Annotated in this window: 11 protein-coding genes; 7 read left to right on the top strand and 4 right to left on the bottom strand. The window is 68.8% G+C overall.

Features of this window, described 5'->3' with window-relative positions:
• Positions 1 to 2 precede the first annotated feature (2 nt).
• Together YWY_RS0106720 and pdhA are read right to left on the bottom strand one after the other, a co-directional pair.
• Positions 3 to 1,034 (bottom strand): alpha-ketoacid dehydrogenase subunit beta, encoded by a 1,032-nt coding sequence (locus YWY_RS0106720; protein ID WP_028846979.1) that lies wholly within the window; start codon positions 1,032 to 1,034, stop codon positions 3 to 5.
• Positions 1,034 to 2,239 (bottom strand): pyruvate dehydrogenase (acetyl-transferring) E1 component subunit alpha, encoded by a 1,206-nt coding sequence (pdhA, locus tag YWY_RS0106715; RefSeq protein WP_028846978.1) that lies wholly within the window; start codon positions 2,237 to 2,239, stop codon positions 1,034 to 1,036. Before pdhA ends, YWY_RS0106720 begins: the two co-directional genes overlap by 1 nt.
• 203 nt (positions 2,240 to 2,442) lie before the next feature.
• Between pdhA and YWY_RS0106710 the strand changes: the two genes are divergently transcribed.
• The 7 genes from YWY_RS0106710 to YWY_RS20665 all read left to right on the top strand — a co-directional run bounded on the left by YWY_RS0106710 (position 2,443) and on the right by YWY_RS20665 (position 11,861).
• A complete protein-coding gene (locus YWY_RS0106710; protein ID WP_028846977.1) occupies positions 2,443 to 3,864 on the top strand; it encodes a M20/M25/M40 family metallo-hydrolase in 1,422 nt (473 codons plus the stop codon).
• A gap of 369 nt (positions 3,865 to 4,233) precedes the next feature.
• Complete coding sequence (locus YWY_RS0106705; RefSeq protein WP_028846976.1) at positions 4,234 to 5,058, top strand: basic amino acid ABC transporter substrate-binding protein; 825 nt, start codon at positions 4,234 to 4,236, stop codon at positions 5,056 to 5,058.
• An 86-nt stretch (positions 5,059 to 5,144) separates the two neighbouring features.
• A complete protein-coding gene (locus YWY_RS0106700) occupies positions 5,145 to 5,954 on the top strand; it encodes an amino acid ABC transporter permease (RefSeq protein ID WP_028846975.1) in 810 nt (269 codons plus the stop codon).
• Positions 5,951 to 6,727: an amino acid ABC transporter ATP-binding protein gene (locus tag YWY_RS0106695; RefSeq protein WP_038044664.1), complete on the top strand. Its 777-nt coding sequence runs from the start codon at positions 5,951 to 5,953 to the stop codon at positions 6,725 to 6,727. Before YWY_RS0106700 ends, YWY_RS0106695 begins: the two co-directional genes overlap by 4 nt.
• Positions 6,728 to 6,756: 29 nt before the next feature.
• Entirely contained in the window at positions 6,757 to 9,081 is a 2,325-nt protein-coding gene (locus tag YWY_RS0106690) for a hypothetical protein (protein ID WP_028846973.1), read from the top strand.
• A 44-nt stretch (positions 9,082 to 9,125) separates the two neighbouring features.
• Positions 9,126 to 9,461, top strand: a complete 336-nt coding sequence (locus YWY_RS0106685; RefSeq protein ID WP_028846972.1) for a GroES family chaperonin — start codon at positions 9,126 to 9,128, stop codon at positions 9,459 to 9,461.
• Between the two features lie 18 nt (positions 9,462 to 9,479).
• Complete coding sequence (locus YWY_RS20665; RefSeq protein WP_245566579.1) at positions 9,480 to 11,861, top strand: VanW family protein; 2,382 nt, start codon at positions 9,480 to 9,482, stop codon at positions 11,859 to 11,861.
• Positions 11,862 to 12,218: 357 nt separating this feature from the next.
• On the opposite strand, the gene YWY_RS0106675 is transcribed toward YWY_RS20665, so the two are convergent.
• Positions 12,219 to 12,554 carry a GlsB/YeaQ/YmgE family stress response membrane protein gene (locus YWY_RS0106675; RefSeq protein ID WP_245566578.1) on the bottom strand — a complete coding sequence of 112 codons (336 nt, stop codon included), beginning with the start codon at positions 12,552 to 12,554 and terminating at the stop codon, positions 12,219 to 12,221.
• A 332-nt stretch (positions 12,555 to 12,886) separates the two neighbouring features.
• Positions 12,887 to 14,743 carry an acyl-CoA dehydrogenase gene (locus YWY_RS0106670; RefSeq protein ID WP_028846970.1) on the bottom strand — a complete coding sequence of 619 codons (1,857 nt, stop codon included), beginning with the start codon at positions 14,741 to 14,743 and terminating at the stop codon, positions 12,887 to 12,889.
• Between the last annotated feature and the right edge of the window lie 200 nt (positions 14,744 to 14,943).

Here is a 14,943-nt window from a genome sequence, read left to right as displayed (position 1 = left end):
GCTCACCACTCCAGCGACTGGTCGACGGCGTGCAGAATCCGGTCCACGTCCGGCAGGTAGTGCTCCTCCAGCTTGGACGGCGGGTACGGGGTGTCGAACGCGGTCACCCGCAGTACCGGCGCCTCCAGCGAGTAGAAGCACTCCTGCTGCACCCTGGCCGCGATCTCCGAGGTCAGCGACGCTTCCGACGGGGCCTCGCTGACCGCGATCAGCCTGCCGGTCTTGCGCACCGATGCGAACACCGGTTCCAGATCCATGGGCGAGAGGGCACGCAGGTCGATGACCTCCAGCTCGTTGCCCTCCTCGGCCGCGGTCTCCGCGGCCTCCAGACACGTCTTCACCGTCGGGCCGTAGCAGACCAGCGTGGCCGCGGTGCCGGTGCGCAGCACTTTCGACTTGAACAGCGGCATCGGCGTCGCCGCGGTGTCGACCGGCTCCTTGAGCGCCGACATGTGGTAGAGCTTCTTCGGCTCGAACACCAGGATCGGGTCGTCCGAGAAGATCGCCTGCTGGATCATCCAGTACGCGTCCACCGGGTTGGACGGGGTCACCGCCTTCACCCCGGCCAGGTGCGCGAAGTACGACTCCGGGGACTCGGAGTGGTGTTCCACCGCACCGATCCCGCCGCCGTACGGCACCCGGATGACCATCGGCACCTTCACCCTGCCCTGGGTGCGTGCGTGCAGCTTGGCCACCTGGCTGTTGATCTGGTCGAACCCGGGGAAGATGAACCCTTCGAACTGGATCTCGCACACCGGGCGGTAGCCGCGTACCGCGAGGCCGACCGCGGTGCCGATGATCCCGGACTCGGCCAGCGGGGTGTCCAGCACGCGCTCTTCGCCGAAGTCCTTCTGCAAACCGTCGGTGATGCGGAAGACGCCGCCGAGCTTGCCGACGTCCTCGCCCATCACGATGACCTTGTTGTCGCGTTCCATCGCGGCCCGCAGGCCCATGTTGATGGCTTTGCCGATGGTGAGGGTCTGCACCGTCGACGAAGCGGGAGCGGCCACGTTGGGCGTGGTGGGTGCCGACATCAGTGCTCGCCTCCTTCGAACCCGGCCAGGTACGCCAGGAACTCCTCGCGCTGGGCCTCCAGCTGAGCAGAGGGCTCGGCGTAGACGTTGTCGAAGATCCGCTCCGGCGGCGGGTCCTCCATGTTGAACACGAACTCCCGCAGGTCGGCGGCGAATTCGTCGGCCTCGGCCTCGACTTGTTCGAAGAACGACGCGTCCGCTCCCCCGTTGCGCGTCAGGTACACCCGGACCCGCTCGATCGGGTCCTTCAGCTTCCACGTCTCCACCTCGTCCGACAGCCGGTAGCGGGTCGGGTCGTCGGTGGTGGTGTGCGCGTCCATCCGGTAGGTGAAGGCCTCGATCAGCACCGGGCCGTTGCCGTGCCTGCACGCCTCCAGCGCCCAGCGGGTGACCGCCAGGCAGCCGAGCACGTCGTTGCCGTCCACCCGGATGCCGGGGAAGCCGTAGCCGCGGGCCCGCTGGTACAGCGGCAGCCGCGACTGGCGCTCGGTGGGCTCGGAGATGGCCCACTGGTTGTTCTGGCAGAAGAACACGATGGGCGCGTCGTAGACCGCCGCCCACACGAAGCCCTCGTGCACGTCGCCCTGGCTGGTGGCGCCGTCGCCGAAGTAGACGATGGTGGCTTCGCCGTCGTCGTCGCCGACCTTGCCGTCGAACTTCTGCCCCATCGCGTAGCCGGTGGCGTTGAGCACCTGGTTGCCGATCACGATGGTGTACGGGTGGAAACCGTGCTTGCGGTAGTCCCACTCGCCCATCGACGTGCAGCGGAACAGGCCCAGCATTTCCTTGAAGCTGACGCCGCGGCAGTAGCCGACGCCGTGCTCACGGTAGCTGGGGAACGCCATGTCGTTGGGCCGCAGCGCCCTGCCGGAGCCGACCTGCGCGGCCTCCTGGCCGAGCAGCGGCACCCAGATGCCCAGCTGGCCCTGCCGCTGCAGCGCGTTGGCTTCCCGGTCCGCACGACGCACGATGACCATGTCCTTGTACAGGCCACGCAGTGCGGCGAAATCGATGTCGGCCACGTACGGATCGAAGATCGGCGACGCGACCCGTTCACCTTCGGGAGTCAGCAGCTGCGTCAGGTCCGCGCCGCCTTCCGTGGTTGCCCGCAATCCAGCGATCACCTGTTCCTTGGTTGGCTTCGCCGCCGTTGCGGGTGGTAGATCGCCCTCTCCGGGGTGCGTCCACTGTTCGGCGGACGACATGTCAGACATGTCGGCTTCTCCTTCTGCGCTTCCTCGCGCTCGCTTGTGACGGGCGCGACGACGGTCCTCAACGGCGAGCCGGCTTCCGGTTCGGAGGTCACAACTGCCGTCGGCGTTGACGGTATGCCAGACATCCTGGCATGAACCGGGGCCGGAGTGGCAGTCCCGACGGGACGTGCCCGCCACCGGCCACCGATGGCAGGATCATCGCCGTGGACATCAACGCTGTGCAATCGGCCGTTCGGCGGCAGTGGAACGACGACATCCTCAAGAGCCTGTGCGGACTGGTGGAGATTCCCGCGCTGTCCCCGGCGTTCGATGCCGACTGGGCAGGCAGCGGCCACCTGGACGCGGCGGTGGACCACGTGCGGAACTGGCTGGATGCGCAGGGCCTCGGCCAGACCCAGGTGGTGCGGCTGCCCGGCCGCACGCCGGTGCTGGTGCTGGACGTGCCTGCCACCCCGGGCGCCGCCGACCGCGGGACCGTGCTGCTCTACGGCCACCTGGACAAGCAGCCACCGGTCGGTGGCTGGTCCGACGGGCTGGGCCCGTGGACGCCGGTGGTGCGGGACGGCAGGCTGTACGGCCGGGGCGCGGCCGACGACGGCTACTCCGGGTACGCGGCGGCCGCGGCGCTGCGCGCGGTGCGGGAGGCGGGCGGCGAGCACGCCAGGGCCGTCCTGCTGCTGGAGACCGGGGAGGAGTCCGGCAGCCCGGACCTGCCCGCCTACCTGGAGCACCTGGCGGGCTTCCTGGGTGACGTCCGCTTCGTGGTGTGCCTGGACTCCGGCGGCAACGACTACGAGCGGCTGTGGCTGACCACCAGCCTGCGCGGACTTGCCCAGGTGCGGGTCACGGTCAAGGTGCTGGACGTGGCCCAGCACAGCGGACTGGCCAGCGGCGCGGTGCCGTCCTCGTTCCGGGTGCTGCGGCAGCTGCTCGACCGCATCGAGGACGCGCGGACCGGCGAGATCCTGCTGCCGGAGTTCCACGTGGAGATCCCGGCGGACCGGGAGCGCCAGGCGCGCGACGCGGCGGCGGCCACGCCGGGCGCGATCCGGTCCTCGTTCCCGCTGGCCGACGGGGCGCGGACGGTGACGGACGACGAAGCCGAGCTGCTGCTCAACGTGGCGTGGCGGCCGACCTTGTCGGTGATCGGCGCGTCCGGCTTCCCCGAGCCGGAGAACGCGGGCAACGTGCTGCGGGAGTCGAGCACGCTGGCGCTGAGCTTCCGGCTGCCGCCGACGGCGGACTCGAAGGCGGCGCTGGAAGCGGTGCAGCGGGCGCTGACCACCGACGTGCCGTACGGCGCGCAGGTCAGCCTGTCCGGCATCGAGCACGCCGACGGGTGGAATGCTCCGCAGACCGCGCCGTGGCTGGAGCGTGGGCTGCAGCGGGTCAGCGACGAGGTGTTCGGGGCGCCGTACGGGGCCATCGGCCTGGGCGGGTCGATCCCGTTCATGGGCCTGCTCGGCGAGAAGTACCCGGACGCGCAGTTCCTGGTCACCGGGGCATTGGGGCCGGACTCCAACGCGCACGTGCCGGACGAGTGGTTGCACCTGGCGCACGCCGAGCGGGTCACCGCCGCGGTCGCCGCGCTGCTGGACGCGCACGCTCGCGGCTGAGGGCCGAGGTGGGCCCGGCGCACCACGCGCCGGGCCCGTGATTAGCCGGCATGCGGAAAAGGACGGATGGCGAATCGTGGTGGGTGTCGCGGCCTGATCGCCCGGTCGTTCACGGAGGCGCATCGCCGGCTCATCCGCCACGTGTCCGGCGGGGGTTCGGTGGCTGTGGCCGGGTGAGGTTTTCCCGTGAGGATGTTGCCGGTGATCTGCGTCGGGCCGGTGTGTGGGGTGCTTCCACCCGATCGATTGCTCTACGAGACGATCGATTGATATACGAGTCGGTTACGAGCCTGGTTTGCCCTTTTCGTCGCGCGCCGTAAGGTGGCAAACTGCCCTCACTCGATCGGACCACATACGAGAGGTGACATCGTGGCGCGTCGAAACAAGCTCACCAGGCTTGTCCTGATTCCGGCCGTCGCACTGGCTCTGGCCGCAGCCGGATGTGCGGAGGAGGTGGGCAACTCGGGCAACAGCCAGGCTGGCGAGAAGCCGACCCTGGTCAAGGGGGACAAGCTGGTCACCTGCACGCACCTGCCCTACGAGCCGTTCCAGTTCAAGAAGGGCGGCGAAATCGTCGGGTTCGATGTCGACCTCGTCGATCTGGTGGCCAAGGAACTGGGTGTCGAGCAGGAGATCTTCGACACCGCGTTCGAAGGCATCGAGTCCGCGGCCGTGTTCGAGCGGGACGACTGCGACCTGGCCGCGGCGGCGATGACCATCACCGACGAGCGCAAGAAGGTGATGGACTTCTCGGTCGGCTACTTCGACGCCAACCAGGCCCTGCTGGTCAAGAAGGGGTCCGGCATCAAGTCGCTGGACGACTTGAAGGGCAAGGTGCTCGGCGTCCAGCAGGCCACCACCGGGGAGATCTACGCCGAGGACCACAAGAGCGAGTTCGGCTACCAGACCAAGCAGTTCGAGGACCTGGCGCTGCTGCTGCAGTCGGTGCAAAACGGCCAGATCGACGCGGCCATCAACGACAACACCGTGCTCTACGACTTCCTGGCCAAGAACGACGACGTCGAGGTGACCGAGGAGTTCGAGACCGGCGAGCAGTACGGCATCGGCGTCAAGAAAGGCAACAAGGCCCTGCTCGCGGTGGTCAACAAGGTCATCGAGCAGGCCAAGAAGGACGGGACCTACGACAAGCTCTACAAGAAGTGGTTCCCGGAGGCCGGGCAGGCCGAGAACTGACCGTCCAGCGGTAGTCAGCAGGCGCATGGGCCGCCACCGCGGCCGGTGCGCCTGCCGCCGTGTCAGGGCAAGAGGAGCGGAAAAACATGGCGATGTCGCGCCGCAAGCGCGGGCAGCTCGCCAGGGGCATCCAGTACGCGATCCTGGTGATCGTCGTGGTGGTACTGGCGCTCCTGGCCGACTGGGGCAAGATCGGGAAGGCCTTCTTCGACTGGGAAGCGGCCAGCGTGCTGTTCCCGGACCTGTTCACCGTCGCCCTGGTCAACACACTGGTGTACACCGCGCTGGGCTTCGCGCTGGGACTGGTCATGGCGCTGCCGCTGGCGCTGATGAAGCTGTCCTCGATCGGTCCCTACCGGTGGCTGTCCACCATCTACGTCGAGTTCTTCCGCGGCGTGCCGCTGCTGCTGGTGTTCATCGCCATCGGCTACGGTGTGCCGCCCGCCTTCGGGATCAAGTTCGACAACTACTCCACCGCCGCGCTCTCGCTCGGCCTGGTTGGCGCCGCCTACATGGCCGAGACCATCCGTGCCGGGATCCAGGCGGTGCCTGCCGGGCAGATCGAGGCGGCCAGGTCGCTGGGCATGACCCCGCTGCGCACCACCGCGACCATCGTGGTGCCGCAGGCGTTCCGCATCATCCTGCCCCCGCTGACCAACGAGCTCATCCTGCTGACCAAGGACTCGTCCCTGATCTACCTGCTCGGGTTGAGCATCGACCAGCTGGAGCTGGCCAAGTTCGGCCGGGACGCGCTGAACGAGACCAAGTCGCTGACGCCGATCCTGATCACCGGGCTGTGCTACTTGTTGATCACGGTCCCGTTGAGCTACCTGTCCCGCTACCTGGAGCGGCGTACTGGGCGGCAGCGTGACCGGGGCCTGGAGGTGGAGGCATGACGCAGGGGAACGGGACCGACAGCGGCCTGGCCGTCGAGCTGCGTGGGCTGCGGAAGTCGTTCGGCAGGCTCGAAGTGCTCAAGGGCATCGACCTGGACGTCCGGCACGGGCAGGTGGTGTGCATCATCGGGCCCTCCGGTTCCGGCAAGTCCACCTTGCTGCGCTGCGTGAACCTGCTGGAACAACCGGACTCCGGGTCGGTGAAGGTCAACGGGGTGGAGCTGAACGACCCCGACTGCGACCTGGACACCGCCAGGGCGTCGATCGGCATGGTGTTCCAGTCGTTCAACTTGTTCTCCCACCTCAACGTGCTGGACAACCTGACGCTGGCGCAGCGCAAGGTGCTCAAGCGCGGCAAGGCGGAAGCCGAGCGCATCGGGCGGGAGAACCTCGAGCGCGTCGGCCTGGCCGACAAGGTGTACGCCATGCCGTCGCAGCTGTCCGGCGGCCAGCAGCAGCGGGTGGCGATCGCCCGGGCGCTGAGCATGAACCCCAAGGTGATGCTGTTCGACGAGCCGACGTCGGCGCTGGACCCCGAGCTGGTCGGTGACGTGCTCGGTGTGATGCGCTCGCTGGCCGACGAGGGCATGACGATGCTGGTCGTCACGCACGAGATGCAGTTCGCCCGCGAGGTGGCCGACGAGGTGCTGTTCATGGACGGCGGGGTGGTCGTCGAGCAGGGGCCGCCCAGCCGCGTCATCGGGGATCCGCAGCAGGCCAGGACACGGGAGTTCCTGCGCCGGGTGCTCAACCCGGTGCACGCCAACGAGTAGGCGACGGCCGGAGCAGCAGCACGCAGTCGATGCCGGGATCGAAGGACGACGCGCCGTACGACCCGCGCGAGGGCCCCGACCTGCGCTACGAGCTGAAGGCTGCCGACATCGTGCGGGAGCTGATCGAACCGGACAGCTGGTGGCGCAGGCGCGGCTCGTCCGCGGGCACGCCGACCTATCGCGTGGTCGGCAAGTACATCACCGGGGTGCTGAACCTGCGCGGTGCCGTGCTGGACATGCTGCTGCACTTCGAGCGCTGCCTGTTCGAGCACCGTCCGGACGTGCGCGAGTCCCAGCTGCTCGGGCTGTCCTTCTCCGACTGCGTGCTGCCCGGATTGCGCGGCCGTAACCTGCGCTGCCGCAACGATCTACGGTTGCACCGCTGCGTAGTGCGGATGACTCCCGCCGAACACGCCACCGAGCCGGGCACCAGCCTCACGATGAACCCGAAGACGGCCGAGCCCGGGGTGCCCGATGCGGCCGTGGTGCTCACCGACGCCGTGGTGGAAGGCTCGGTGGTGCTCACCGGAAGCACCGTCCGGCACTCGCACGGCAAGGCGATCCAGGCCGATCGCCTGCGGGTGGCCGGTGCGGTCACCGCCTACCGGATGGTGACCAGCGGCGAGGTGCGGCTGTCCGGCATGACCAGCGGCGGCGACGTGATCTTCTCCGGCTCGCAGCTGCGCAACCCAAGGGGCATCGCGCTGAACGCCACCGGCGTCCACGTGCGCGGCAGTTTGCTGTGCGAGCGCGACCCCGGCAAGGCGGCCCGCAACGAGCAGCCGCGCGAGTTCACCGCGGAGGGCATGCTGTTCGTTCCCGGTGCCACCATCGACGGCGACTTCTGGCTGTCCGGCGCCCGGATCACCGGTCAGACGCCCGGCGACTTCTCCGGCATCGGAATCGAACAGTGGCGGGACGGCGCGTATGCGGGTGATCCGTCCATCGACCCGTGGCCGTCACTGGTCGGTGACCGGTTACGGGTCGAGGGCAACCTGGTCGCCGACCGGCTGGCCGCCTACGGCACCGTCCGGATGGTGAACGCGCTGGTGGGCGGGTCGTTCCGGCTCAGCGACGCCACCGTGGTCGCCGAGCGGCGGGAGCAGGAACCGCACTACGACCGGGCGATTCACCTCGACGGCAGTGAGATCAGCGGCGACCTGCAGGCCGCGAGGTTGCAAGCCCGCGGCCAGCTGCGGCTGGCGGACATCAAGGTCGGGGGCAACGTGCTGGCCAGGAACGCCGAGCTGCGGCACCCCAGGCGGATGGTGTTCCTGGCCCGCCGTGCCGTGGTGGCGGGCAACGTGGAGATCGTCAACGCCAGGGTGCGTGGCACGGTGCAGTTGCAGGGCGCCCAGGTCGGCGGGTCGGTTCGCTTCTCCGGAACGGCGTTCACCGACCCCGCGGTGCACGGTCATCGCAACTTCTCGGTCGGCATGCGCGCTGCCACCGTCGGCCGTGACCTGGTCATGGCGAGGTTCGCCGACGAGGTCATGCGCGCCGACGGCGGCGTGAACCTCGACGCTGTACGGGTGGGCCGCATCCTCACCCTGGACGGCGCGCTGCTCGGGTCGCTGCGCACGGTCGTGGCACTGGACGCCGGAGGGGCGACGGCCGACGAGTTCCAGCTCACCCCGGGCAAGCCGCCGCAGGGCAGGGTGATCCTGCGCGGCGCGCACTGCGGCTCGCTCGAGGACAACGAAGCGCTCTGGCAGGCCACCGGCAAGGTGGAAGTGGACGACTTCCGTTACGACGCGCTGGCCGAGCCCATCGACTTGGACGACAACGTGCAGGTGCTGCGGCGCGTGTGGTGGCTGCGCAACGCGATGAACGGCTACCGGCCGGGGCCGTACGACCAGCTCGCCGCCGTCCTGCGGGCAGCAGGCAACGAGGAGCACGCGGTGACGGTGCTGATGCTCAAGCAGCGGTACCGCTACGAGGCGCTGGCCAGCGGCCGTGCCCGCCCGGTGGCCGCGGGCATCACGCTGTGGAGCACGGTGCAGCGCGTGCTGGTCGGCTACGGCTACAAACCGATGCGCGCGCTCGGCTGGCTGGTGTTGCTGCTGGTGCTCGGCAGCCTGTGGTTCTGGCTGACGCCGGACTCCTGCGTGCACGATCCGCGGTTCACCGTCAGCGGGCCGCGGTGCCTGGTCAACGCCGACGACACCGGGCTGGAGTGGAATCCGGTGCTCTACACCGCCGACCTGCTGCTGCCCATCGTCGATCTGGGCAACAAGGGTCGTTGGCACATGAGCGGGGTGGACAAGTGGGTGGCCACCGGGTTCATCGCCGCGGGGTGGATCCTGGCCACCACGGTGGCCGCGGGCATCACGCGCACCCTGCACCGAAGCTGAGCCCGCTAGCAGAAGGCCCGGCGAGACACAAGTACCATGCTGGAGTGCCCTTGTCACCTGACGACGATCACAAACTGGAGATTCAGCTCCTGCACGACCGGGTGCTGGTGAAGCAACCGGGCGAGGAAGGGGAGCGACGTTCCAGCGGCGGCATTGTCATCCCCGCGACGGCGCAGGTCGCACACCGCCTCGCCTGGGGGGATGTGCTCGGCGTGGGCAACAATGTCCGCAGTGTGAAGGTCGGCGATCGGGTGCTGTTCAATCCGGCCGACCAGCTCGAGGTGGAGATCCAGGGACAGACCTATCTGGTCATGCGCGAGCGGGACGTGCACGCCATCGCCAGCGAGCGCACCGAGCACGGGACCGGGCTGTACCTGTAGCGGCATACGGAGGAAAACGTGGCCGACGACCAGCAGAACTGGCCGACATGGGATTCTGACACCGGTCGTCCTCCGTCTGGCGGCGAGGAGCGGGAGAGCGTCTCGGGCAGCCTCGACGACGCCCTGGCCGGCGAGCTGGACACCTCGTCCGGTGCACTGTCCGGGCGCATCGACGACACCGGCGGGCGAGGCCACCTGCCGCCGGGGCACGACGCCGGCCAGCCGACGCGGTTCCATCGCCCGATGCCGTCCGCCTACCCCGAGCAAGGGCCCGCGGCCCCCTACGGCCCGGATCGAGCCGGCGCTGCGTCCGGCGGGCGCGGTGCGGGGTGGCCGAGCGAATCAGCGGGCCGCGGCACCGAGTGGTCGGACGAAGCCACGCAGATCTACCACGCGGTCTCCAGCCAGGCACCCGACGGTGCGACGGAGACATGGGGGGACCTGCCGAACGACCGGGGGTACGACGGCGCGACCGAAGCGTTGCCCAAGTCGCGCATGCCGGAAATGGCCGCGGGCGCGACGGAGGCGTTCCCCCGATTCGATCCGGACCGGGCCCCGGACGGCGAGGCCCCGGACGACCTCGGTCTGTTCGACGAGCCCACCGTCCAGCGTGAGCCGGTGGCGCACGGCATCTACCGCGCGGACGACGAGCCAGAGGAGCCGCGCCGGAAGCTGCGCAGCGGGCTGGGTCGGGCCATGCTGGTCACCGGTGCCACCCTCGGCGTGCTGATGGTCGCCTACGTCGTCGACATGGTGGTGAGCTGGGGCGACGTGCCGCGTGGCGTCACGGTCGCCGGTGTCGACGTCGGCGGCCTGAGCCGGACGGCGGCCGAGGAGAAACTGCGGCAGGAGCTGCAGCCGCGCTTCGACAAGCCGGTGACGGTCAAGGCCGGCGACGTGGAGACCACGCTCGACCCGGCGGAGTCGGGGCTCGGTGTGGACTGGCAGGCCACCCTGGAGCAGGCGGGCAAGCAGCCGTGGAACCCCATCACCAGGCTCACGTCGTTCTGGGAGACCCGCGAGGTCGGCATCGTCGGCAAGTCGGACCGGCCGACGCTGCGCAAGGCGGTGGAGCGGCTGGCCAAGACCAAGATCAACCACCGCAAGCGGGAAGGGAACATCACCTTCAAGGAGATCGAGGGCACCGACGGCGCCGTGCAGCCGGTGGCGGTGCCACCGCGGCAGGGCCAGCAGCTGCGCTCGGTGGACCAGGCGGTGGAGACCATCGAGGACACCTGGCTGCAGCTGGGCGGTGTCCGGCTCGACGTCGACGTGCAGCCGGTGAAGGCCACCCCCGACGGGGTGCGGGCGACGCTGGAGAAGCTGGCCAAACCCGCCGTGGCCGCCCCCATCGAGGTGCAGGGCGACGGCGTGAGCACGTCGCTCACCCCGAAACAGATCGGCGAGGCGTTCGAGTTCAAGCCGCAGGAGGACGGTTCGCTCAAGGCGCTGGTGGACCGCGAGGTGCTGAAGAAGGCGCTGGAGCCCGCGCTGAAGCCGACCGAGCAGGAAGGCCAGGACGCGGAGATCGTCTTCACCGGCGGCAAGCCGACCGTCAAGCCGGCCAAGAACGGCCGGAAGGTGGACTGGAAGAAGACGTTCCGGCCGTACCTGGACGTGATCACCAAGACCGAGGGCCGGGTGCTCAAGGTCAGCTACGCCACCAAGAAGCCCGATCTGACCACGTCCGAGGCGAAGAAGCTGGGCATCAAGGAGGTCATCGGCGAGTTCACCACGGGTGGGTTCGCGCCGGACTCGGGCATCAACATCCGGACCGTGGCCGCCGAGGTCGACGGCGCGATCATCAAGCCGGGCGAGACGTTCAGCCTGAACGAATACACCGGCCCGCGCACCGCGGACAAGGGCTACGTCGAGGCGGGCATCATCCAGAACGGCGTGCCGGGTCGCGCGGTCGGTGGCGGTATTTCCCAGTTCGCCACCACGCTGTACAACGCGGCGTACTTCGCCGGCCTGAAGGACGCCGGGCACAAGGAGCACAGCTACTACATCAGCCGTTACCCGATCGCCCGGGAGGCGACGGTGTTCCAGGCGCCCGGTGGTGGCGGCATCGACCTGAAGATCACCAACGACTCGGACACCGGCGTGGCCATCCAGACGCACTGGACGCCGCAGAGCATCACGGTGAAGCTGTGGGGCACCAAGCGGTACCGGGTGGAGTCGGTGACCGGCCCGAAGACGAACGTCAAGCAGCCGGGCACGCAGCGGGTGAACGGCAGCAGCTGTGAGCCGTCCCCCGGCATCCCCGGCTTCACCGCGACTGACACCCGCATCCTGTACGACATCAACACCGGGCGGGAAGTGCGCAGGGAGACCAGGACGGTCACCTACAACCCGAAGCCGACCATCGTGTGCGGCAAGCGGGACGATGACGACGATTGACGGTTGACCTGAGCCCGTCCGCACGGAAGCGGGCAATCCGGTCGGCGTGGGCCCGGGCGGTGGTGGACGGAGAAGCCGCCGAGCGGCCCGGTGCGGGTACCGGTAGCCGGGAAGGACCCGCTTCCGCGGCCGCGAATCGGAGCGGACGGTCGTTGCGTCGCCGGCATGCGGTCGGGGTCCTGTCGGCGTGCGGTCGGCCGCTTGCCGCTGTGTGGGGCCAAGCTCCTGCCGGTGAGTGACCGGTGCTCGTCGGTAGGCGAAAAGCCGTCAGGCCGCCTGCCGGGGCCAGGTGGCTCCAGCAGACGGCCTGAGGGCGGACCGTCCGGTCGACGCGTACTCCCCGTGCGTCGGCGGGTGTCAGGCAGCGGTGCGCCCGCGTGACTTCGGGTACACAGCAGCGGCGATGAGCACCACGACCACCGCCCCGGCCAGCTGCAGGCCGTGCCGCAGCCAGTCGAAACCCGCGGTGTCCGAGCCGCCGAACAGGGCGTAGACCACGTTGCCGAGGCCGCCGCCCAGGATGCCGCAGATGATGGTCAGCCAGAGCGGGATGCCCTGGTCGCCGGGAATGACCAGCTTGGCGAGCAAGCCGAGGATGATGCCCGTGATGAGAAAGCCGAAGATGCCCCACCCGTCGAACGCCTTGCCGAGCGCTTCGCTGAAGCTAGCAGCGAGCGTGTAGGTGTCTGCCATGACTTCTCCTCGCTTCGAGTCCGAACGAGCTTTGTCCGAAACTGTCCCACCACTTGGCCGCGCTCGCGATTCGAGAGTGCTCCAGGTGGACCTGAACGGGCGGTGGAAGCCAACTCGTTAGCGCTCGTGCCCCAATTCGTTGCTTGCCGGGGGTGGCCGGGATCGGTAGGCGGTGGGCTTTCCTGACAGGCGTCGGTTGGTGTCTGTGGCTTAGTTCGTTGCTTGCCGGGGGTGGCCGGGACCGGCAAGCGGTGGGCTCTCCCGACAGACGACGGCGGCGGCCCCGTGCCGGGACCGCCGCCGACCTGTCACGCCGCGGGAGCGAGTGGTCCTCAGAACGCCGCTTCGTCCAGCTCCATCAGCGTGTTGTCCGCCGATTCGACCACCTTGCGCCGGGCCGACAGCTCGGGCAGGACGGTGCTGGCGAAGAAGGACGCCGCCGCGATCTTGCCCTGGTAGAAAGGCTTGTCCTTGTCCGCGGCGCCGTTGTCCAGGGCCGCGATGGCCACCTCGGCCTGGCGCTGCAGCTGCCAGCCGACCAGCAGATCGGTCGCCGACAGCAGCAGCCGGACGGTGTGCTGGCCGACCTTGTACAGGTTCTTCGGGTCCTGCTGCGCCTCGGTCAGATAGCCGAACATCGCACCGAGCATGCCCTGGACGTCCTCCAGCGCCTGCTTGAGCGCGGCCCGCTCCTGCTTGAGGCGGCCGTTGCCGGACTCGGCCTCGATGAACTTGGTGATCTCGCCGGCCAGGTAGGTCAGCGCCTGGCCCTTGTCCCGCACGATCTTGCGGAAGAAGAAGTCCAGCGACTGAATGGCCGTGGTGCCCTCGTACAGGGTGTCGATCTTGGCGTCCCGTACGTACTGCTCGATCGGGTAGTCCTGCAGGAAGCCGGAGCCACCCAGCGTCTGCAACGCCTCGGTGCCCAGCAGCGTCCACGCCCGCTCGGAGCCGCCGCCCTTGACGATCGGCAGCAGCAGGTCGTTGACCCGCTTGGCCAGCGAGACGTCCTCGCCCTGGTGTTCACCAAGCCGGATCTTGTCCTGGAACGACGCGGTGTACAGGTACAGGGCGCGCAGGCCTTCCGCGTACGCCTTCATCGTCATCAGCGCGCGGCGGACGTCCGGGTGACGGGTGATCGGCACCCGCGGCGCCGTCTTGTCCGTCATCTGCGTCATGTCCGCGCCCTGGATGCGCTCCTTGGCGTACTCCAGCGCGTTCAGGTAGGCGGTGGACAGCGTGGAGATCGCCTTGGTGCCGACCATCATCCGCGCGTGCTCGATCACCTTGAACATCTGCGCGATGCCGTCGATCTTGTCGCCGACCAGCCAGCCCACCGCGGGCTTGCCGTGCTGCCCGAACGTCAGCTCGCACGTGGTCGAGCCCTTGATGCCCATCTTGTGCTCGACGTTGGTGACGAACACGCCGTTGCGCTCGCCGGTCAGCTCGCCGGTCTCCGGGTCGTGGTGCCACATCGGCACGTAGAACAGGCCCAGCCCCTTGGTTCCCGGCTTCGGCTCGATGCCTTCGCCTTCCGGCCTGGCCAGCACCAGGTGGTAGATGTTCTCGGTCATGTCGTCCTGAGCGGCGCCGGTGATGAAGCGCTTGACGCCCTCGATGTGCCAGGTGCCGTCCGGCTGCTTGATCGCCCTGGTGCGGCCGGCGCCCACGTCGGAGCCGGCGTCCGGCTCGGTGAGCACCATGGTGGCGCCCCAGTCGCGCTCGATGGCGATCTCCGCCCAGCGCTTCTGCTGCTCGTTGCCGACCTCGTAGAGGATGCCTGCGAACGTCTTGCCCGCCAGGTAGAAGTACAGGGCCGGGTTGGAGCCGGTGAACAGCTCCGCGACCGCCCACGCCACGGACGGCGGGATCCCGAAGCCACCGAGCTCACTGGGCAGGTTGATGCGGTCCCAGCCCGCTTCGAGGGTGGCCCGGTAGGCCTTCTTCATCGACTCGGGCATGGTCACGTCGAACCTGTCCGGGTGGAACACCGGCGGGTTGCGGTCGGTGTCCACCGTCGCCTGGGCGATGACGTCGGACGAGACCAGCTTGTCGACCTCGGTCAGCACCGCGCGGGCGGTGTCGGAGTCAGCTTCGGCGTAGGGACCCTTCCCCAGGTACTCCTGGATCCTCAGCAGTTCGAACAGGTTGAACTCGAGGTCGCGGACGTTGCTCTTGTAGTGGCCCATGTCGTGGCTCCGGATTCGTCTCTCCGCGTGCGTGGTGCCGCGTTGCGGGCTATTACTTGCCGGTAACTCCGAGGATATTACCTGCCGGTAACTAGGGCAAGTGGTCGGCGTGACGCGACCCGTCCGGGCATCGAGGTAGTCCGTCCGGGTGAAATTCGCCGCACTGTCCCCGGTCGGGCCGCGTCGCGCCATCATGAGCG

The sequence above is a fragment of the Thermocrispum agreste DSM 44070 genome, from assembly GCF_000427905.1.
GTDB lineage: Bacteria > Actinomycetota > Actinomycetes > Mycobacteriales > Pseudonocardiaceae > Thermocrispum > Thermocrispum agreste.
Note: the sequence above shows the minus strand (reverse complement) of the source record. Positions and strands in the feature narration are given on the sequence as shown.